At 64.9% G+C, this 19,863-nt stretch carries 15 protein-coding genes and 1 pseudogene; 11 read left to right on the forward strand and 5 right to left on the reverse strand.

The features are described from left to right. Both RAD16_RS25275 and RAD16_RS25280 read right to left on the reverse strand, forming a co-directional pair. Window positions 1–496: pseudogene (locus tag RAD16_RS25275) on the reverse strand (hypothetical protein); the annotation flags it as partial. Between the two features lie 37 nt (window positions 497–533). Further along, window positions 534–1,826 (reverse strand): adenylosuccinate synthase, encoded by a 1,293-nt coding sequence (locus RAD16_RS25280; protein ID WP_458160558.1) that lies wholly within the window; start codon window positions 1,824–1,826, stop codon window positions 534–536. Between the two features lie 422 nt (window positions 1,827–2,248). On the opposite strand from RAD16_RS25280, the gene RAD16_RS25285 reads away from it, so the two are divergent. From RAD16_RS25285 to RAD16_RS25295, 3 genes are all read left to right on the forward strand, one after another. Further along, window positions 2,249–3,181 (forward strand): DMT family transporter, encoded by a 933-nt coding sequence (locus RAD16_RS25285; RefSeq protein WP_458160559.1) that lies wholly within the window; start codon window positions 2,249–2,251, stop codon window positions 3,179–3,181. Between the two features lie 148 nt (window positions 3,182–3,329). Next, the gene (locus RAD16_RS25290) at window positions 3,330–3,842 is read left to right on the forward strand and encodes a hypothetical protein (RefSeq protein ID WP_458160560.1); all 513 of its coding nucleotides are present in this window, start codon (window positions 3,330–3,332) and stop codon (window positions 3,840–3,842) included. Window positions 3,843–3,850: 8 nt separating this feature from the next. Then, entirely contained in the window at window positions 3,851–4,525 is a 675-nt protein-coding gene (locus tag RAD16_RS25295; RefSeq protein WP_458160561.1) for a class I SAM-dependent methyltransferase, read from the forward strand. A 104-nt stretch (window positions 4,526–4,629) separates the two neighbouring features. Here the strand turns inward: RAD16_RS25295 and RAD16_RS25300 are convergent, their stop codons facing one another. Continuing rightward, complete coding sequence (locus tag RAD16_RS25300) at window positions 4,630–7,839, reverse strand: adenylate/guanylate cyclase domain-containing protein (protein ID WP_458160743.1); 3,210 nt, start codon at window positions 7,837–7,839, stop codon at window positions 4,630–4,632. A 198-nt stretch (window positions 7,840–8,037) separates the two neighbouring features. Then, entirely contained in the window at window positions 8,038–8,427 is a 390-nt protein-coding gene (locus RAD16_RS25305) for a DUF1330 domain-containing protein (protein ID WP_458160744.1), read from the reverse strand. Between the two features lie 105 nt (window positions 8,428–8,532). On the opposite strand from RAD16_RS25305, the gene RAD16_RS25310 reads away from it, so the two are divergent. After that, entirely contained in the window at window positions 8,533–9,468 is a 936-nt protein-coding gene (locus RAD16_RS25310; protein ID WP_458160562.1) for a DMT family transporter, read from the forward strand. A 97-nt stretch (window positions 9,469–9,565) separates the two neighbouring features. Then, window positions 9,566–10,543, forward strand: a complete 978-nt coding sequence (locus tag RAD16_RS25315) for a Bug family tripartite tricarboxylate transporter substrate binding protein (protein ID WP_458160563.1) — start codon at window positions 9,566–9,568, stop codon at window positions 10,541–10,543. A 135-nt stretch (window positions 10,544–10,678) separates the two neighbouring features. On the opposite strand, the gene RAD16_RS25320 is transcribed toward RAD16_RS25315, so the two are convergent. Continuing rightward, window positions 10,679–12,364: a methyl-accepting chemotaxis protein gene (locus tag RAD16_RS25320; RefSeq protein WP_458160564.1), complete on the reverse strand. Its 1,686-nt coding sequence runs from the start codon at window positions 12,362–12,364 to the stop codon at window positions 10,679–10,681. 261 nt (window positions 12,365–12,625) lie between these two features. Between RAD16_RS25320 and RAD16_RS25325 the strand changes: the two genes are divergently transcribed. The 6 genes from RAD16_RS25325 (at window position 12,626) to RAD16_RS25350 (ending at window position 19,701) form a co-directional block, all read left to right on the forward strand. Continuing rightward, window positions 12,626–13,669 (forward strand): C-terminal binding protein, encoded by a 1,044-nt coding sequence (locus RAD16_RS25325; RefSeq protein ID WP_458160565.1) that lies wholly within the window; start codon window positions 12,626–12,628, stop codon window positions 13,667–13,669. A 102-nt stretch (window positions 13,670–13,771) separates the two neighbouring features. Beyond that, complete coding sequence (locus RAD16_RS25330) at window positions 13,772–15,115, forward strand: ABC transporter substrate-binding protein (RefSeq protein ID WP_458160566.1); 1,344 nt, start codon at window positions 13,772–13,774, stop codon at window positions 15,113–15,115. Between the two features lie 140 nt (window positions 15,116–15,255). Beyond that, window positions 15,256–16,212: a carbohydrate ABC transporter permease gene (locus RAD16_RS25335; protein WP_458160568.1), complete on the forward strand. Its 957-nt coding sequence runs from the start codon at window positions 15,256–15,258 to the stop codon at window positions 16,210–16,212. Beyond that, window positions 16,205–17,107: a carbohydrate ABC transporter permease gene (locus tag RAD16_RS25340; RefSeq protein ID WP_458160569.1), complete on the forward strand. Its 903-nt coding sequence runs from the start codon at window positions 16,205–16,207 to the stop codon at window positions 17,105–17,107. The genes RAD16_RS25335 and RAD16_RS25340 overlap by 8 nt, the downstream gene beginning before the upstream one ends. A 130-nt stretch (window positions 17,108–17,237) precedes the next feature. Beyond that, window positions 17,238–18,206: an MBL fold metallo-hydrolase gene (locus RAD16_RS25345; protein WP_458160570.1), complete on the forward strand. Its 969-nt coding sequence runs from the start codon at window positions 17,238–17,240 to the stop codon at window positions 18,204–18,206. Between the two features lie 139 nt (window positions 18,207–18,345). After that, window positions 18,346–19,701, forward strand: coding sequence for an esterase-like activity of phytase family protein (locus RAD16_RS25350; protein WP_458160571.1), 1,356 nt, complete (start codon window positions 18,346–18,348; stop codon window positions 19,699–19,701). The last annotated feature ends 162 nt before the right edge of the window (window positions 19,702–19,863 follow it).

Raw genomic sequence — 19,863 nt, forward strand, 5'->3', positions numbered from 1 at the left:
CCGGCATCGGCGGCGGCGGCTCGGCCGGACCCGGCTGGCGCGGCGCATCAAAACGCGGCGCGCGCGGCGGACGCTGGGCATCGCCACCCTGGTCATCGACATTGAAGGATGGGCGGTCGGCGCGCGGTGGCGTCGGCGCCGGACGGGTGCGCGGCGGACCGGCCGGAGCAGCCGCAGCCGGGCTGCCCTCGGCAGCACGGGTGCTGGCCCTGCGGAACGCATCGCCGCTGCCACCGCGCCCACTGCCGCCACCACCACCGGGGCGGGAGGCTTCGCGGGCGCGCTGGGCGGCCTCCGATTCAACCTTGCGGACGGCCTCTTCAAGCGACAGCCGTTCGCGGGTGATCTCGGATTCGGAGAGCGGCGGCTGAACGCTGCGGAGCTGCGCGATCAGGGCCGTGCGCGCCCGCTCATAGAGCGCGCGACGGCTTTCGCCGGGAGCATTGGGGTCCAGGGCGGCAATAGCGCGGGCGATCAGCGGATAGTAATCAGCCATTTCTACTCAACTATACGCGCGTCCCGGTAAGAGAGCGTTAAGCCTCAAACGGATTTTGAACGAGGATAGTATCTTCGCGTTCGGGGCTGGTGGAAAGCAGGGCCACCGGGCACCCCACCAATTCCTCGATCCGGCGGACATATTTGATGGCCTGGGCCGGAAGTTGCGCCCACGACCGGGCATTGGCGGTTGGCTCCTTCCAACCCTCGATGGTCTCGTAGATCGGCTCGACCCGGGCCTGGGCGCCCTCGCCGGCCGGGAAATGGTCGATCTCCTTGCCGTCCAGCTTGTAGCCGGTGCAGACCTCGATCGTGTCGAAGCCGTCGAGAATGTCGAGCTTGGTCAGCGCGAGGCCGTTGATGCCGCAGGTGCGGACCGCTTGGCGGACCAGCACGGCGTCGAACCAGCCGCAGCGGCGCGGGCGGCCGGTGTTGGTGCCGAACTCGCGGCCGCGCTCGCCGATCTTGCGGCCGATCTCGTTGTCCTGCTCGGTCGGGAACGGGCCTTGGCCGACGCGGGTCGTGTAGGCCTTGCACAGGCCGAGCACGTAGCCGACCGCACCCGGTCCGAGGCCGGCGCCGGTCGCGGCCTGCGCCGCCACCGTGTTGGACGAGGTGACGTAGGGATAGGTGCCGTGATCGACGTCGAGCAGCGCGCCCTGTGCGCCCTCGAACAGCATGCGCTTGCCGGCGCGCCGCTCGATGTCGAGCAGCCGCCACACCGTCTCGGCGTAAGGCAGCAGTTGCGGCGCCAGCGCGCTCAGTTCCTTCAGGATCTCCTTGCCGTCGAACTCCGGCAGATTGAGACCGCGGCGCAAGGCGTTGTGGTGCGCCAGCATCCGGTCGATCTTGTGCGGCAGGGTGTCGAGGTCGGCGAGGTCCATCAGGCGGATGGCGCGGCGGCCGACCTTGTCCTCATACGCGGGTCCGATGCCGCGGCGGGTGGTGCCGATCGCGGTCGCCGCATTGGAGGACTCACGCAGGGCGTCGAGCTCGCGGTGCAGGGGCAGGATCAGGGTGACGTTCTCGGCGACGCGCAGATTCTCCGGCGAGACCGCGACGCCCTGCGAGCGCAGCTTGGTGACCTCGTCGAGGAAGGCGGCGGGATCGAACACGACGCCATTGCCGATCACCGACAGCTTCTGGTCGCGCAGCACGCCGGAGGGCAGCAGCGCCAGCTTGTAGGTCGCGCCGTTGATCACCAGCGTGTGGCCGGCGTTATGGCCGCCCTGGAAGCGGACGACGATGTCCGCCTGCTCCGACAACCAGTCGACGATCTTGCCCTTCCCTTCGTCGCCCCACTGGGCGCCGACGACGACAACGTTGGCCATTCGCGGGTAATCCCTATTCAATCTGTCTCTAAGAGACATGATCCTCGCGGAAAACCGGTGCCCACTTTTCCGGGATCATGCCTGCGCCCAGCCCAATCCGCGGCCCAGGGCCGCTCGCATGCAAGGCAGCCAACCGGATAAAGGAAGCAGCCCCTCTAGGCAAGCAAGAACGGGGCTTTTTCGAGGTCATGGAGACTATTTAACCCTTTGATATCCCCGGAAAATCCAGAAACCTTCCAGGGCCGTTCGGCAGGCTTCGACCAAAGCGTGAGGCCCATCTCGGCCACTGCATGGTCGCGATGCGTCCGCCCCCCGTTGATGCAACCGCGATTTCCGTGTCTTTGGGCTACGCCGGGCTATGAGCCGGCCCGGACAGCTCCGGGCCGGGGCCTTGGCGTATACGCGGGGCCATAACAATCGCAATGTCCGCCACCGGCCAGACCACCGCCACCGACACATCCGGTCACAACTGGATCGCCAACCAGCCTTATCTGCTGCTCAGCATCACCGCGCTGTGCTGGGCCGGCAACGCCATCGTCGGGCGGCTCGCCGCCGGCCATATCCCGCCGGTCACGCTGTCGTTCCTGCGCTGGACCTTTGCCTTCCTGCTGGTGCTGCCGTTCGCCTGGAAACATCTGGTGCAGGACTGGCCCGCGATCCGTAGCAAGCTCGGCCTGATGATCACGCTCTCGATCACCGGCATCGGCGCCTTCAACACGCTGCAATATTGGGCGCTGGAGCATACCCAGGCGCTCAACACGCTGCTGCTGCAGTCGGCCGCGCCGCTGTTGGTGGCGCTGTGGTCGCTGGTGATCCTCGGCATCCGTCTCACCGCGGCGCAGGCCTTCGGCGTGCTGCTGTCGATGTGTGGCGTGCTGACCATCCTGCTGCATGGCGACTTCACCACCCTGTCCAACATCGAGTTCAACAAGGGCGACCTCATCTTCATCGTCGCGCTGTTGATCTTCGCGCTCTATTCGGTGCTGAGCCTGAAGCGGCCGCCGATCCACGGCCTGTCGTTCCTCGCCTTCACCTTCGGCGCCGGCGCCGCCTGCCTGATCCCGCTGGAAATCTGGGAATTGTCGGCGCGCCCCGTCATGAAGCTCGACGCGCCGAACCTGCTCACCCTGTTCTATGTCGCCGTGTTTCCGTCCACGCTCGCCTATCTCTGCTTCAATCGCGGCGTGCGCCTGATCGGCGCCAACCGCGCCGCGCCGTTCTTCCACGTCGTGCCGGTATTCGGCTCGATCATGGCGATGGTTTTCCTGGGCGAACACCCGCAAGCCTTCCATTTCATCGGCTTCGCACTGGTGCTGTCCGGCGTGTTCGCGGCGTCAAGGAAGCAGGCGAGCTGAAAAGCATAAAGCGCCATCTCATCCACCGCGGCGTTGCAATCCGCCGCAGGTGGACGCTCGGGTTCCTTGCAATTTGTCCGCGATCAAGGTTCAATACGCGCATTGCTACCGATCCAATTCCCCAACCTTGATTGTCAGGGAGAGACGCATGGGCGCGTTGATGGCCGAGGACGATATCTATATCGGCCCGTTGTTTGATCTATTCAATTTGAGGTTCGGTCCGGAGCAAAGAGATCTCGAGCTCACGGCCGGGGGCACGTCGGAGATCAAGGCCCTCCAGGAAGAATTCAAGATCTTCCGGAAAGGGCGGACGTTCGCCGAAAGCGCCAAACTGCTTGGCCTCGGGGGCCTGCACAACAATCGCGCCAAGAACCGGTGGTTCAGCCTGCTGAAGTGGCTGGCCAAGGTGCCGTCGGATCAGGCCGGAGAGACCGGCGACCAGCGCGTCGTGAATGCCCTGATCAAGAATTTTGCGGGCAAGTCGCCGCTGCCCTGCTTCATGAAGGCGCATGACTCCCGCGGCCCCGACGGCCTGCGGGTCATCGTCAGCGAGGACAAGCCGATCTTCTACATCGATCGCACCTACCTCACGATCTCGCTGCCGATGGCGCCCCACGTCCCGCCCGCACTCAAGGGTAAGGGCAAGAAAAAGAAGAAATAGGCGGATCGATGCGCGCCGCCGTCGCCGCAAGGGAGCTTGCTCCGCCGGGCGACGGAGGGCTGGCCGGAATCTATTCCGGTATCGCAGCCTATTATTCGGCCAAGATCGCACGCTTCGGCACGACGCCGGCCGGCGTGGACTGGACCTGCCAGGCCACGCAGGAGATGCGCTTCGTCCAGCTCCTGAAATTGTGCGATTTCTCGTCGCCCTTCTCGCTGAACGATGTCGGCTGCGGCTATGGCGCGCTGATCGCCTATCTCGACCGCCGGCATGGCGACCGCGCCGTCAACTATCTCGGCATCGACGTCTCGGCCGCGATGGTCCGGCGGGCGCGGAAGCTGTGGCGGGACCGCGACAACACGGCCTTCGCCCTTGGCCATGCCAGTCCCCGGATCGCCGACTACGCGATCGCCAGCGGCATATTCAATGTCGCGCAGGACCAGCCGCACCAGGACTGGGAGCGCTTCATCGCGGCGAACCTCGACGACCTCCATCGCACCACACGGCGCGGCTTTGCCGTCAATTTCATGAAGCGGCCGTCGGAGACGACGGCCCGCCGGGGCCTCTACACCACCGACGCCGCATCCTGGGCCCGCTATTGCGCCACCCGGTTCAACGCCATCACCGAGGTGCGTGACGGTTATGGATTGATGGAGTTCACGCTCATCGTGCGGAAGATCTAAAGCGCGATGAGATCAGGATGAAGCGTCATCGCGCTTTAGGTTATTGTTTGAGCATGATCTTTGCGGAAAACCGCCTCACACTTTTCCGGATCATGCTCTAGCTCTCACGCACCGACCGACAGCCGCCGCCGTGCTTCCTCCAGCAGGCGCCGATAGATGCCCGCTCCGGTCTGCGCGATCAGGACCTCGGCGCGGTCGACCAGGCGAGCCACCTCCTCGTATCCATGCAGATCGTTGCTTACCGCCGCATGCGCCGCGGCGAGCGTGATCGTCGCCCGGCATTCCGGCAAGCGGGCGTGGCGCTCGTGGGCGACCGCGATGGCTTCGCGCGCCTTGTCGATCGCTGCGGCATGGGCGCCCGAACGGAGATGGTAGTCGGCGATGCTCGCCAGCATCTCCGGCTCGATCTCCATGGCGACGCGCGCACCGCGCACGAATTCGACGCCTTCCATCAGCGACGGGATCGCGGCCTGGTAGTTGCAGGCAATGCCCTGCGCCGTGCCGATGCAGAACAGCGAGTAGGCGCGCAGATAGGGGCTGGCCTGGCGCGTCGCGAGCTCGATCACGCGCTGGGCGTGGGTCAAGGCCATCGTGGCATCACCGAGACACCAGGCGAGGTCGACATGACCGAGATTGGCGATGAACTGCACGGTCGGATCGATCAGCGTCGGATCGATTGCGAGGATGCGGTGGAAGCACTGCTGCGCCTCGTCGAAACGCCCGAGCCGAACCAGGATCCGGCCGCGAAGGCTCAGGATCCAGTGCTCGACATTGTAGCCGAGGAACTGCTGCTCGAAGTCGGTAATCCCGGGCACGCCCGCGACCGCCGCATCGCTGGCGGCGAGCGCCTCGCGCAAGAGGCCCGCCCAGCCATAGGCCTGGCTGAGCGAGGCATTGAGCGTCGCAGCGCGGCTGTTGAGCCGGCGCGATTCCGTCAGCGCCAGCGCCTCCTTGACGATGTCGACATAGGCATCGGCCTGCCCGCCGCTCGCACCCGCGATCCGTCCCTCGACGAACAGCAGCAGCGGGATCACGGAGTCATCGGTCTCCTGCGCCCATTCCAGCGCTTCCTGGATGAAGGGCTTCGCCTCCTCCGACGTCATGCCCTCGCGCCAGCCGAGCCAGGCGATCTGGCTGCTGGCCGCGATCCTGAGCGCATCGCCGCCGGCGCTGCGTTGCTGTCCCGCCTTGAGCGCCCGCACCTTGTGCCAGTGCCGGATCGCCTCGGCCGGATTGGTCGAGCCGATCCAACGGGCGGCGCGCGCGGCATATTCGGCGGCGGAATCAACCTCGCCGGCCTGCTCGAAATGGTGCGACAGCAGCGCTGCGAACTCCTCCAAGCGCTCCGGATAGAATTGCTCGATCGCCCGCGCAACGCGCGCATGCAGGAGGCTGCGCCGCGCGCGCAGCTGGGTCGAATAGGCGATCTCCTGGATCAGGGGATGACGGAAGCTGTAGCCCTGACCGTCCTTGCCGCTGCGGGCCTGCAGCATCTCGCTGGCGCAGAGCCGGACCAGCGTCGCGTCGAGCTCGGCCGCTGGAAGGCCGGCAACGCTGTGCAGGACCGTGAGCTGAAACTCCTTGCCGATGATCGCAGCGGTGTGCAGCAGGTCGCGATCGCCGGGCGCCAGCCGATCGATCCGCGCGCCGATCACGGCCTGCACGGTCGGCGGCAACACGTCGGACGAGCCCGAGATGCCGCGGCGATAGCCGCCCTGCTCGCCGACGAGGGCCAGGTGCTCGACCAGGGAGCGGATCAGCTCTTCGGCGAAGAACGGATTGCCGCCACTGCGCTCGGCGACGCGACGCCGCACGTCGGCAAGCTCGCCCTTCGGCCCGAGCAGCTCGTCGACCAGATCGTCGGTATCCGCCGGCGAGAGCTCGGCGAGCTCGATCTGCTGGTACTGCGGCCCGCGCATCCAGGGGGCGAAATAGGCCGGACGAAAATTCACGATCAGGACGGTCTTGGTTGAGATCACCGCGTCGACGAGCGTTGCGACGAACTCCTCGCTCGCCTGATCGAGCCAATGCAGATCCTCGATGATGATCACCGACGCCGACGCGCCACGCTGGCGAATCATGTGCCGCATGATGTCGAGCAGACGGACGTTGCGCGCGCGCGGACCGAGCCAGGACGGCGGACCCTGGCCGTGCCTGATGCCGAGGAAATCGCAGACCAGCCAGAGATCCGCCTCGAAGGTCGAGCCGAGCTCGGCGAGGCGCGTGGCGATCTGCTTCACCGCGAGGTCAGGCTCGTCATCCGGCGAGACGTTGAAATAGGTCGAGCGCAGGAACTCCAGCACCGGCTGCAACGGCGTCGCCGCGCCATAGGGTTGCGCGCGCGCCTCGAACACCGGGATGAGACGCACGCGACACCACTCCGCGAACTCGTAGCACAGCCGGCTCTTGCCGGTCCCGGGCGGCCCGACGATGCCGGTGACACGCGAGCCTCCGGTCTCCACCGCAGCCAGCGTCCGTTGCAGCAGCGTCATCTCGCGCTCGCGCCCACGGAAGGTTGCCAGAGTGACGCCGCGGAATTGCTGACTGGCAACCGCCGGCTTGAGGTTCTTCAGCAGATAAAGCTCGATCGGCTCCGGCACGCCGCGCAGGCGATGACGGCCAAGCGGGCCGACATCGCAAAAGGCGCGCACCAGACGGTAGGTCTCGTCGGTCAGGCAGATCTCGCCCGGCTCCGCCTTGGCCGGCAGTCGGCTGGCGAGATGAATGGCGAGGCCATAGGCGCCGTGCTCGGTGACGGTCTCGACCAGCGGGACATCCGCGACGATCTCGCCGGAATGCAGGCCGATGCGCACCGACATGGCGTCGTCGCGCGCGCGAAACGCATCCCGGATCGCCAGCGCCGCCTCGCACGCCAGCAGGGCGTGGCCCTCCTGCGCGCGCGGTGCGCCGAAGAAGGCCAGGATGCCGTCGCCGAGCGTTCGCACCACCGTGCCTTCGAACCGCTCCACGGCATCGCACATCGCATCGAGCGCGGGCTTGAGACGCTGCATGGCATCTTCGGCGGTGAGGCCGGCAACGATCTCGGTCGAGCTGACGAGATCGGCGAACAGCACCGTCACCTGCTTCAGCTCGCCCCGGACCGGCCTTGCGGAATGCACCGCCGGGACCGGCCTGCGCGCGGAATTCAGCGCCGTGCCGCAGGCCCCGCAAAACCCGGAGCCGGGCGGACTGAGATGATGACAGGAAGGACAGACCATCGGCAGAGCCGAGCCGCAGCCGTGACAGAAGCGATTCGCCGCCGGGTTGTCGCCGCCGCAGCTCTCACAGAGCATCTGATCCCCTAACGAAGCCATGGTCGACGCAGAGAAAACAGCACCAAACGCCTCATCCCAGCCTGCGATGGCCGACACGCGCGCACCCAAGGGCACCATCTTTGGCACCCCCACGCAACCGATTAGTTCACATTTGGCGCACATCTGCGCCCCGGCCGCACAGGAAAGGTTGCAAAATCCGGTCCAAACACGTGCCCCGGCTCGCAGGGCCGACAGGTGTCAGGCGCCGCCGAACTTGCTGTAGGCCTGCGCGGTCGCGATGATCACATGTTCGGCACAGGCGTTGCGGCGATGCGGGTCGGCTTCTTGCTCGTAGGACTGCGACGTCATCATGTCGAGAAAAGCCGCGACTGACGGGTAATGGACCAGCGCGACGAAATCCCATTCCTTGCCGTCGTGCGGGCCGAGCGCGACCGCCTTGGCCTCGCCGGTCCAGAGCAGCGTGCCGCCGCGCGCCTTGATCATCGGCACGGTGATGGCGCTGTAGCGAAGATAGGCGTCCCAGCCCGAGCCATCGCCGTCGCGCGAGCGATCGTGGAAGCGCATCAGGTTCAGCATCACCACGGGCGTGTGCCGGTCGAGCCGCTCCAGGCCTTCGATGTTCAACATATTGACCGCCAATGGCACCTCCTCAGGTCATGCCTGCATTGTAGCATTGCGGAGGCGTGACTTGTGTCACGACGGTAATCGGGCGCAAGGTCGTATTCGACGCCAATGACGATCGCTTCGCCCGCGCCACCGGCCTCGAATCCGGCCAGTTGGCTCAACAACCAGCCTTATCTGCTGCTCAGCCTCAGCTCACTGTTCTGGGCCGGCAACATCGTGCTCGCGCGCCATGTCGGCGCGCATGTGCCGCCGCTGACGGTGACCACGATCCGCTGGTTCGGCGTGTTCCTGATCCTGCTGCCGTTCTCCTGGCCGCATCTCAAGCGCGACTGGCCGGCCTTGCGCAGGAGCCTGCCGCTGATGCTGTTCCTGTCGCTGGTCGGCTTCGCCTTCAACAACGCGATCTCCTACTGGGCGCTACAATACACTGAGGCGCTGAACGCGCTGCTGATCCAGTCGGCCGGACCGCTGTTCGTGGCGCTGTGGTCGCTGGTGCTGTTCGGCGTCAGATTGACAGGTGGCCAGCTCGCCGGCATCGCAATCTCGCTGCTCGGCGTGCTCATCATCATCCTGCGCGGCGATCTCGCGGCGCTGGCAAGCATCTCGTTCAATAGGGGCGACCTCATGTTCGCCTCCTCGCTGATTGCGTTCGGGATCTACTCCGCCTTCATTCCGCGCCGGCCGAAGGTGCACCAGCTCTCCTTCCTGTCCTTCACCACCTGCTGTGGCGCCATGATGCTGCTGCCGACCGCGGTCTGGGAGGCCTGGAGCGGCAATGTCATGCAATTCGACACCGTGACGCTGCTGACGCTCGGCTACATCCTGATCTTCCCCTCGACGCTCGCCTATCTGTTCTTCAACCGCGGCGTGGCGCTGATCGGCCCGAACCGCGCCGCACCGTTCTTCCATCTGGTGCCGGTGTTCGGCTCGGCGATGGCGATCCTGCTGCTCGGCGAAAAGCTCCAGCCGTTTCATCTGGTCGGCTACGCGCTGGTGCTCGCCGGCGTCGTCATCGCCTCGCGCCAGGGCTCCGCGGTGAAGTAATTCCGCGCGGCGGACGCACTGCGGCCGCCTGCCGTCTTCCGATTTTGATGTGGGCAAGCTAGGTTCCCCGCCAACGAAAAAGAGGGAACGACCACACATGCTTTCAGCGCTGATTCGAAACCTGCGCACGATCGGCACCGCCGCGCTGTGCCTCGCCGCCGCCTCCACCGCGCAGGCCGACACCTGGCCGAGCCGCAATATCACGCTGGTACTGCCGTTCGCGGCCGGCAGCGGCACCGACACCACGACGCGGCTGATCTCGCAGCATTTGTCGCAGGCGCTCGGCGTCGGCATCGTGATCGAGAACAAGGCCGGCGCCAACGGCATGATCGCGGCGACCTATGTCGCGCGCGCCGCCCCCGACGGCTACACGCTGCTGGTGACAACCAACACCACGCATTCGGCCAATCCCTTTCTGCTCAAGAGCCTGACTTACGATCCGGTCAAGGATTTCACCCCGATCGCGCGGACTGGCGACCTGCCCTTCATGCTGGTGATTCACCCCGAAGTGCCGGCGAAATCCGTCGCGGAACTCGTCGCCTACGGCAAAGCCAATCCGGGCAAGCTGAGCTACGCCTCGGGCTCGTCCTCGGCGATCGTGTCGGGTGCGACCTTTGCGCACAATGCCGGGCTCGACCTCTTGCACGTGCCCTACAAGAGCTCGCCGCCGGCGCTCAACGACGTCATGGGCGGCCGCGTCTCGATGATGTTCGTGGACATCCTGACCGGCCTGCCGCATGTCCAGGGCAACGCGCTGCGCGCGCTCGCCGTCACCACCAAGGACCGCACGCCGCTGGTGCCGAACCTGCCCTCGATGCAGGAAGCCGGCGTGCCGGATTTCGACATCTCGTCCTGGCAGGGCTATTTCGGCCCGGCCGGCATGCCGAAGGAGATCGTGACGCGGCTCAACGCCGAGATCCGCAAGATCGTCGAGAAGCCGGAGATCAAGGCCCAGCTCGCCACGCTCGGTATGGACGCCTTCTCCGGCACGCCGGAAGAGCTCGGCAAATTCGTCAACGAGCAGCTCGTGCTGTGGGAGCGGCTGATCAAGGACGCGGGGATCGAGAAGCAGTAAACGAACTCTCCCAGTCATGGCCGGGCTTGTCCCGGCCATCCACGCGTATCCGCGCATGGGGTGTCCAAGAACGTGGATGCCCGGGACAAGCCCGGGCATGACGTCGGAGTTGATAACGACGCTTAACGCGAGAACTTAGGCCGCGCGGACCTTGGCGAGGAAGCCGTCGACCGCGCTGCGCAGCGCGCCGGACTGGCTGTCCAGCTCGCGGGCATTGGTCAGCACATCGCTGGCCGCACTGCCGGTCGCTTCCGCGGCTGAGGTGACGCTGCCGATATTGGCGTTGATCTCGCTCGAGCCGGCCGCGACCGACTGGATGTTGCGGGCGATCTCGCGCGTCGCCTCGCCCTGCTGCTCGATCGAGGCGGAAATGCCCGCGGTGATCTCGCTCATCTCGGCGATGGTCTGGGTGATGCCGCCGATCGCCGCGACCGCATCGCTGGTCGAGGTCTGCATCGCCGCGACCTGGGCGGAGATTTCCTCGGTGGCCTTGGCGGTCTGGTTGGCCAGCGCCTTGACTTCGGAGGCGACGACGGCGAAGCCGCGGCCGGAATCACCGGCGCGCGCCGCCTCGATGGTGGCGTTGAGCGCGAGCAGATTGGTCTGCGCCGCGATCGAATGAATGAGCTTGACCACCTCGCCGATCTTTTCGGCGCCGGTCGAGAGCTCCTGCACCGTGGCGTTGGTACGCTCGGCGTCGCTGACGGCGCGGCTCGCAACTTCGGTCGAGCGCGTCACCTGGCGGGAAATTTCCGCAACCGAGCTCGATAGCTCTTCGGCGGCTGCGGCGACCGTGCCGACATTGCCGGAAGCCTTCGACGAGGCCGCACCGACGGTAGCCGCACGCGACGAGGCGTCGCTCGCGGTCGCGGTCATCGACTGCGCCGTGGACTGCATGCCGGCCGCGGCCGAGGAGACCGAGCGCACGATGCCGTTGACGCTGCGTTCGAAGTCGTTGGCGATGTCTTCCATCGCGCTGCGGCGTTCCGCCGCGGCGCGCTCCTTCGCAGCCGCCTCGGTCTTTTCGAGATCGCGAATGCGGACCGCGTTGTCCTTGAAGATCTGGACGGTCGCAGCCATCGCACCGACCTCGTCGCCGCGGCCGACGCCGGGAATCTCACCCTCGAGCTTGCCGTCGGCGAGATCCTTCATGCGGGTCCCGAGCAGGGCCAGCGGACGGCTGATGCTGCGGCCGATCATCCAGGCGACGCTGCCGGCGACGATGACGATGCCGAGCATGGCAAGGCCGAGCAGCCAGTAGACCGGGCCCATCTTCTCGTCGATGTCCTCGAGATAGGCGCCGGTGCCGAGATACATGTCGAAGCCGGGAACGGCCACGGCGTAACCGATCTTGCGGATCGGCTTATCCTGGCCGGGCTTCACATACTCATAATAGAGCAGGATAGAGCCATTGGCCTTGACGCCCTCCATCAGCTCGACGGACAGCTTGCGGCCGTTGGTCACGACGTCCATGCGGTTGCTGCCGATCTGCTTCGGATCGGGCGCGAGCTGGGTGATGCCGTCATAGGAGGTGCCGAACAGATAGCCCGAGCCGTTGTCGTAGGTCATCGCGTTGCCGTAGCGGCGAAGCTCGGCCATCGCCGCGTCCTTCGTCATCTCGCCGGCATCGACGCGCTTCTTCAGCGCGGCCGCGTAGTTGCGGCCGAGGTCGACGATCGACTTGGTCTGGTCGATGCGTGCATTCACCATCTCGCGCTTCATCAGGTAACCGGCGAGAACGCCGGAAATGCACAGGCCGAACAAGGTGACGCCGACAAGGATGCCAAGCTTGGGCGCGATTTTCAGATTGCTCAACTTCACGGGATAGCTCCGGCAAAAATGGAATACGGGCACGCGAGTGAATCGATCGAAATTGAATCAACTTTTAGTGTGTGACACCTTAGCAAGTTACTTACGTGCCTCCGTAGAAGCCCGGACGATGGCGCCAAATCCGGCAATTTATCTTGGAGCCGACAACCGGGAATTGTACGCGCGCACGGCGATTTCGCGTAAAAGACGCAAAGGCCCGCCAGGAAGGCCGGGCCCGCAACAAGAACCGACAAACCAAATCGGGAGCAGGAAATGCCGAAATACAGGGTGGTGACGCCGAAGGGCGCGAGCTTCACGGTCGCTGGCAGCGATTATTCCTACGAGCGCGAGGCGCTCGATCCGATCGATGCCGAGATCGTCGAGGCACCGGCCAACGAGGCGGAGTTCATCGCCGCCGCAAAGAATGCCGATGCCATCTACGCCAAGGGCATCCCGATCACCAAAAACATCATCGACGCGCTGGAGAGCTGCAAGGTCATCACGCTCGGCTCGGTCGGCGTGGACAGCGTCGACGTGAAGGCCGCTACGGCCCGTGGAATCCCGGTGACCAACATTCCCGACACCTTCATCGAGGAGGTCGCCGACCACGCCATGATGCTGCTGCTCGCCGGCTTCCGCCGCCTGGTCGAGCAGGACCGCATGGTGCGCGACGGCCGCTGGGCCGAAGGCCGGCCGGCGCTGCTCAAGATCCCGCGGCTGATGGGCCAGACGCTCGGCTTCATCTCGTTCGGCCGCGTCGCGCGTGCGGTTGCCAAGCGCGCCGCGCCGTTCGGCCTGCGCATGATGGCCTACGATCCCTTCATCCAGGAAACGCTGATGTACGACCACGGCGTCATCCCGGCGACGCTGAACGAGGTGCTGTCGCAGTCCGATTTCGTCTCGATGCACGCCCCTGCAAGGCCCGAGGTGCATCACATGCTGACCGAGAAGCACTTTCGGCAGATGAAGAAGGGCTCGGTGTTCATCAACACCGGCCGCGGCGCCACGGTGGACGAGGAAAGCCTGATCAAGGCGCTGCAGGAGGGCTGGATCGCGCACGCCGCCCTCGACGTGCTGGAGAAGGAACCGCCCTCCCACAACAATCCCATCCTCGGCATGGAGAACGTGACCCTGACCGCCCATGTCGCCTCGGCCTCGGCACGGTTCGACGAAGCGCGCAAGCGCCGCGTGGGCTACGAATTGTCACTGGTGCTTCAGGGCATGTGGCCGGTAAGCTGCGTCAACCCGTCGGTGCTGCAAGACACCGCGCTCCGCCGCTGGCAACCCGTCAGCATGGACCGCGGCCCGAACAGCTAAGGCGGCAGGCCGCAAATCGCGCGCCGCAAGACTGGCAAGAGACTGAAACGGCCCTTCACCGGCGACCAACGCCGGGAAGGGAGACATCATAGGGAGGAACTGATGAGGAACGACATCACACGTCGTGATGCCTTGGCGCTGGGCCTGTCCGCTGCAACGATCGCTGCCACTGGTGTTGCAGCGCACGCTCAATCCGCAATCAAGGCCGCCGACGTCCCAGCTCCGAAACTGCCCATCGAAAAAGGCGCAACGCTCCGCATGCTGCGGCCGGTGCGCTTCGTCCAGGCCGACGAGGACGTGTTCCGCGCCAATGCGGCGAAATTCACCAAGGACACCGGGGTCGAGATCAAGGTCGACTTCGTCGGCTGGGAGGACATCAACCAGCAGACCGCGGTGACCGCCAATTCCGGCGCCGGCCCCGACATCATCATCGGCTTCTCTGATGCACCGCACATCTATATCGACAAGCTGATCGAGCTGACCGACGTCGCCGACTATGTCGGCAAGCGCTATGGCGGCTGGCTGCCGCTGGCGCAGCGCTACGGCAAGAAGAACAAGAGCGATGCCTGGATCGGACTGCCGTTCGGCGCCACCGCGGGTCCCCTGGTCTACCGCAAATCGATCCTGCAATCGGTCGGCTTCGACAAGGTACCCGAAGACCATGCCGGCATCGTCGACCTCTGCCAGAAGCTCCACAAGGCCGGCAAGCCGGCGGGCTTCGCGCTCGGCAACGCCAAGGGCGACGGCAACGGCTTTGCGAACTGGGCGCTGTGGTCCCACAACGCGGCCCTGCTCGACGAAGAAGGTAATGTCACCATCAACAGCAAGGAGACGATCGCTGCGCTGAACTGGGTGAAGCAGCTCTACCCGACCTTCATCGCCGGCACGACGTCGTGGAACGACGTCAGCAACAACCGCGCCTACTCTTCGCAGGAAATTTCGCTCACGGCCAACGGCGTCTCGCTGTATTTCTCGCTGAAGAACGATCCGGCGACCAAGGCAATCGCCGAGGATACCGAACATCAATTGCTGCCGAAGGGCCTGGCCAAGGTCTCGCCGATGGCGGGCCTGACGCTGAACGCCATGGTGTTCAAGCACAGCCAGTACCCCAACGCCGCAAAGGCCTTCCTGCAATACATGCTGGAGAAGGACCAGTACGAGCCGTGGCTCAATGCCAACTCCGGCTATTGGGCCCAGCCGCTGGCGGCCTATGCCGAGGCCGCGGTGTGGTCGCAGGATCCGAAGGTGAGGCTGTTCAAGGACACTATGAACAGCACCTATTACGACGGCTATGCGGGACCGATCTCGACCGCGACCGGCGCCGTCAGCGCCGACTACGTGCTGATCCAGATGTGCGCGTCCGTTGCCACCGGCGCAGCAACGCCGGAGGCTGCGGCGGCGGAAGCCGAGCAGCGCTGCAAGCGGTACTTCCGGCGGCAGAAGTAGCGGCCGGAAGACAAGGCAATCGTCATTGCGAGCGAAGCGAAGCAATCCAGTCCGTCCCTGCGGCAACAGCCTGGATTGCTTCGTCGCTTCGCTCCTCGCAATGACGAAGTGGTGACTCTTATAGACAGGACAACGCCCTGATGTCCGTGACCACCCTCTCCTCTCCCCTCCTGGCCCAGCGGCAGCCGAACTGGCTGGTACGGCTATTCGACTACAAGCCGTTCCTGATCGCGATGTGCCTCGCGCCCGCGCTCGGGCTGCTCGCGGTGTTCCTGACCTATCCGCTCGGCCTCGGCGTCTGGCTCGCCTTCACCGACACCACGATCGGCCGCAAGGGTGACTATGTCGGCCTCGAGAACTTCCAGTACCTGCTCACGGACTCGCTGTGGTGGAACGCGGTGTTCTACAGCGTGGTCTACACCGGCATCGCGACCTTCGGGAAATTCGCGCTCGGCTTCTGGCTGGCGCTGCTGCTCAACAACCATTTTCCGTTCAAGAGCCTGCTGCGCGCGATCATCCTGTTGCCCTGGATCGTGCCGACGGTGCTGTCGGCGCTGGCGTTCTGGTGGATCTACGATCCGCAGTTCTCGATCATCTCCTATCTGCTGGTGGACGTGCTGCATTGGCGCACGACCAATGTCGACTTCCTGGGCTCGCCCTGGCCGGCACGGTTCTCGCTGATCGCCGCTAACATCTGGCGCGGCATTCCCTTCGTTGCGATCTCGCTGCTGGCGGGCCTGCAGACCATCTCGCCCTCGCTCTACGAGGCCGCGATGCTCGACGGCGCCAGCGCCTGGCAGCGCTTCCGCTACATCACCTTCCCGATGATGATGCCGATCCTCGCCATCGTCATGACGTTCTCGATCATCTTCACCTTCACCGACTTCCAGCTGGTCTACGCCATCACCCGCGGCGGCCCCGGCAACTCGACGCACCTGCTGGCAACGCTCGCGTTCCAGCGCGGTATCGCCGGCGGCGAGCTCGGCGAAGGTGCGGCGATCGCGGTGTCGATGATCCCGTTCCTGGTGTTCGCGACGCTGTTTTCCTATTTCGGCCTGGCGCGCCGCAAATGGCAGCAGGGAGAAAGCAATGACTGATACCGTCGCGCAACCTGCTGCCGTCGCCGACGCAAAGGCGGCCCCCGACACCATGGCCTGGGATTCCGGGCTGCGGCGGCTGATGATGATCTATCTGCCGCTCGGCTGCTTCGTGCTGATCCTGCTGTTCCCGTTCTACTGGATGGCGATCACCTCGTTCAAGCCGAACGCGGAGCTGATGAACTACAAGGAGCACAATCCGTTCTGGATCTCCTCGCCGACGCTGGCACACATCAAGCACCTGCTGTTCAACACCGCCTATCCGCGCTGGCTGTGGACCACGATGCTGGTCGCGATCGGCTCGACCACGCTGTCGCTGATCGCGAGCACGCTTGCCGCCTACGCGATCGAGCGCCTGCGCTTCCGCGGCAGTCCTTATGTGGGCCTCGGCATCTACCTCGCCTATCTCGTGCCGCCGTCGATCCTGTTCATCCCGCTCGCGACCGTGGTGGTGCAGTTCGGCCTGTTCGACTCGCCGATGGCGCTGATCCTGGTCTACCCGACCTTCCTGGTGCCGTTCTGCACCTGGCTGCTGATCGGCTATTTCAAGTCGATCCCCTACGAGCTCGAGGAATGCGCGCTGGTGGACGGCGCAACGCGGCTGCAGATCCTGCGCCGGATCACGCTGCCGCTGGCGGTGCCCGGCCTGATCTCGGCCGGCATCTTCTCCTTCACGCTGTCCTGGAACGAGTTCATCTACGCGCTCGCCTTCATCCAGAGCGGCGCCAACAAGACCGTGCCGGTCGCGATCCTGACCGAGCTCGTTACCGGCGACGTCTACCAATGGGGCGCGCTGATGGCGGGCTCGCTGCTCGGCTCGCTGCCGGTCGCGATCTTCTACTCGCTGTTCGTGGATTACTACGTGTCCTCGCTGACCGGCGCGGTGAAGGAGTAGCGCGTCCGCGCGATCACGGCTTATCGTGCTATCGTGATAGATCGCTTGCCTTCTTTGGTGCTACCAGCCCCGCCTGCGGCTGGTTCGATCGTTGGCGCCGCCAATAAGCACCCAAGAAAGCGAGCATCGCATGGCATCGCCAAAACTCCCCTCATTGTCCCGGCGGGGCTTTTGTTTGTGCTGCGTCGGCGGCGCCTTTGCGGCCACAACGGGTTGGCTCACGCCGCGACAGGCCTTCGCCGAGGCGCGCGGCCTCGTCAGCCTGATCAAGGACAGCGCGGCGACCTCGCCCATCACGACCTACAAGCTGCGCAACAATATCAGCGTGCTCGAAGGATCCGGCGGCAACATTGCCGTTCTCACCGGGCCTGACGGCAAGCTTCTGGTCGATGCCGGCATCGGCGTCTCGCGCCCGCAGCTCAGCAAGGCGCTGGCCGAACTCGGCAAGGAGCCGGTCGCGCATCTGATCAATACGCATTGGCACTTCGACCATGCCGACGGCAATGAATGGCTGCATGCGGCAGGCGCAAAGATCCTCGCCCACGAAAACACCCGTAAGCACCTCTCTACCGTTCAGCGGGTCGAGGACTGGGACTACAATTTCCTCGCTCTGCCCGCCAGCGCCGTCCCGGCCCAGGTCTTTGCCAAGGACCATCATCTCAAGGTCAACGGCGCATCGATCGCGCTGAAATATTACGGGCCGGCGCATACCGACGGCGACATTTCGGTTATGTTCACCGAGGCCAATATCCTGCATGTCGGCGACACCTACTGGAACGGCATCTATCCGTTCATCGACTATTCGACCGGCGGCGGCATCAACGGCATGATCGCCGCGTCAGACGCCAATCTAGCGGTGGCCAGGGACGACACCATCATCATCCCCGGTCACGGCAAGCCGGTCAGCAACAAGGCCGAGCTGCAGGCATTCCGCGACATGCTGGTCGCGATCAGGGACAATGTCGGCAATCTCAAGAAACAGGGAAAGTCGCGTGACGAGACTGTTGCCGCCAAGCCCACGGCCGCATTCGACGCGAAATGGGGACAGTTCGTCATCGATCCCGGCTTCTTCACCAAGCTGGTCTATCAAGGCGTGTGAAGCCAGCCGCAGCGCGTGCGATGCGCTGCTAATTGCCCGCGCGGTAAGGGAGTAACCGGGCCCTGCGGCCTTTCGCCCGGCTTCACAAAACTGCAATACGCCGTCCGCATAAGGCGTCGTCCGCTAACAGGAGACGCACATGCGCGCGACTTTTCTCAGCACCGTCGCAACGATCATTCTCACCGCGAGTACCGCGCTCGCGCAGGGCGAAGGCGAATTCCCGGCCAAGCTCGCCGGTCACGTGGTGATGCCGGCTGCGACCTTCATCGACGCGCCGGCCGATGCGCCCGCCGATCTCAAGACCTCCGGCAAATACACCACCGGCAAGCGCGTCGACGCGCTCGGCACCGTGATGGGCAAATCCTATGAGCGCGCGACCGGCGTGTCGCTGCCGTTCAAGGGCCAGCCGCTCCAGGGCCATTCCGGCATCAAGCACATGGCCGACGGCAGCTACTGGGTGATCACCGACAACGGCATGGGCGCGCGCGCCAACTCGCCGGACTCGATGCTGTATCTCAACCGCTACAAGATGGATTGGGCGAGCGGCAAGATCGAGCGCCAGGAGACCATCTTCCTGCACGACCCCGACAAGAAGGTGCCGTTCCGCATCGTCCATGAGGACACGCAGAAGCGTTACCTCACCGGCTCCGATTTCGACACCGAGGGTTTCCAGATCATCGGCGACACCTTCTGGATCGGCGACGAGTTCGGCCCCTATATCCTGAAGGCCGACAAGACCGGCAAGATCCTCGGCGTGTTCGAGACCGTTGCTGACGGCAAGCCGGTGCGCTCGCCCGACCATTGGGCGGTGGCGACGCCGGGTGCGCCGGGCGCGACCTACACCAACGTCAATTTGCGCCGCTCCAAGGGCTTTGAGGGCTTCGCGTCCTCGAAGGACGGCAAGTTCCTCTACGGCCTGCTCGAAGGGCCGCTGTGGGACGCCGACAAAAAGGACTGGGAGAAGGTCGACGGCAAGGAAGCCTCCCGCATCCTCGAATTCGACGTCGCCGCGGAGAAGTTCACCGGCCGCTACTGGCAATATGTGTTCGAGCAGAACGGCAACGCCATCGGCGACTTCAACATGATCGACCCGTCGAGCGGCCTCATCATCGAGCGCGACAACGGCGAAGGCACCGCCGACAAGGCCTGCCCGCAAGGCACCCGCGGCGAGAACTGCTTCCCTGACGTCGCCAAGTTCAAGCGCATCTACAAGATCGAGCTGACCGACGCCAATGTCGGCAAGCCCGTGCGCAAGATCGGCTATATCGACCTCTTGAAGGTCCAGGACCCCGACAAGAAGGCGCGCAAGCCGCTCAACGACGGCGTCTACACCTTCCCGTTCTTCACCATCGAGAACGTCGATCGCGTCGACGACACCCACATCATCGTCGGCAACGACAACAACCTGCCGTTCTCGTCCAGCCGCGATCCCAACAAGGCCGACGACGACGAGTTCATGCTGCTCGAAGTCGCCGACTTCCTGAAGGCGAAGTGAGCTCCCTCCTCTCTCTCCCCGTTCTTACGGGGAGAGAGAGTTTGAACCGACAGCAGCGCTTCAGACTCCGTCATTGCGAGCGCAGCGAAGCAATCCAGAATCTTTCCGCGGAGACAGTCTGGATTGCTTCGCTGCGCTCGCAATGACGACGATAGGACTCCG

Source organism: Bradyrhizobium sp. 18BD, from assembly GCF_054185225.1.

What these genes read in the sequence shown, in the direction of transcription:
- RAD16_RS25335 (WP_458160568.1), top strand. Translation starts at nt 15,256, where the DNA reads ATGTCCGTGACCACCCTCTCCTCTCCCCTCCTGGCCCAGCGGCAGCCG.
- RAD16_RS25340 (WP_458160569.1), top strand. Translation starts at nt 16,205, where the DNA reads ATGACTGATACCGTCGCGCAACCTGCTGCCGTCGCCGACGCAAAGGCG.
- RAD16_RS25350 (WP_458160571.1), top strand. Translation starts at nt 18,346, where the DNA reads ATGCGCGCGACTTTTCTCAGCACCGTCGCAACGATCATTCTCACCGCG.
- RAD16_RS25295 (WP_458160561.1), top strand. Translation starts at nt 3,851, where the DNA reads ATGCGCGCCGCCGTCGCCGCAAGGGAGCTTGCTCCGCCGGGCGACGGA.
- RAD16_RS25330 (WP_458160566.1), top strand. Translation starts at nt 13,772, where the DNA reads ATGAGGAACGACATCACACGTCGTGATGCCTTGGCGCTGGGCCTGTCC.
- RAD16_RS25290 (WP_458160560.1), top strand. Translation starts at nt 3,330, where the DNA reads ATGGGCGCGTTGATGGCCGAGGACGATATCTATATCGGCCCGTTGTTT.
- RAD16_RS25300 (WP_458160743.1), bottom strand. Translation starts at nt 7,839, where the DNA reads ATGGCTTCGTTAGGGGATCAGATGCTCTGTGAGAGCTGCGGCGGCGAC.
- RAD16_RS25325 (WP_458160565.1), top strand. Translation starts at nt 12,626, where the DNA reads ATGCCGAAATACAGGGTGGTGACGCCGAAGGGCGCGAGCTTCACGGTC.
- RAD16_RS25305 (WP_458160744.1), bottom strand. Translation starts at nt 8,427, where the DNA reads ATGTTGAACATCGAAGGCCTGGAGCGGCTCGACCGGCACACGCCCGTG.
- RAD16_RS25285 (WP_458160559.1), top strand. Translation starts at nt 2,249, where the DNA reads ATGTCCGCCACCGGCCAGACCACCGCCACCGACACATCCGGTCACAAC.
- RAD16_RS25315 (WP_458160563.1), top strand. Translation starts at nt 9,566, where the DNA reads ATGCTTTCAGCGCTGATTCGAAACCTGCGCACGATCGGCACCGCCGCG.
- RAD16_RS25345 (WP_458160570.1), top strand. Translation starts at nt 17,238, where the DNA reads ATGGCATCGCCAAAACTCCCCTCATTGTCCCGGCGGGGCTTTTGTTTG.
- RAD16_RS25280 (WP_458160558.1), bottom strand. Translation starts at nt 1,826, where the DNA reads ATGGCCAACGTTGTCGTCGTCGGCGCCCAGTGGGGCGACGAAGGGAAG.
- RAD16_RS25310 (WP_458160562.1), top strand. Translation starts at nt 8,533, where the DNA reads ATGACGATCGCTTCGCCCGCGCCACCGGCCTCGAATCCGGCCAGTTGG.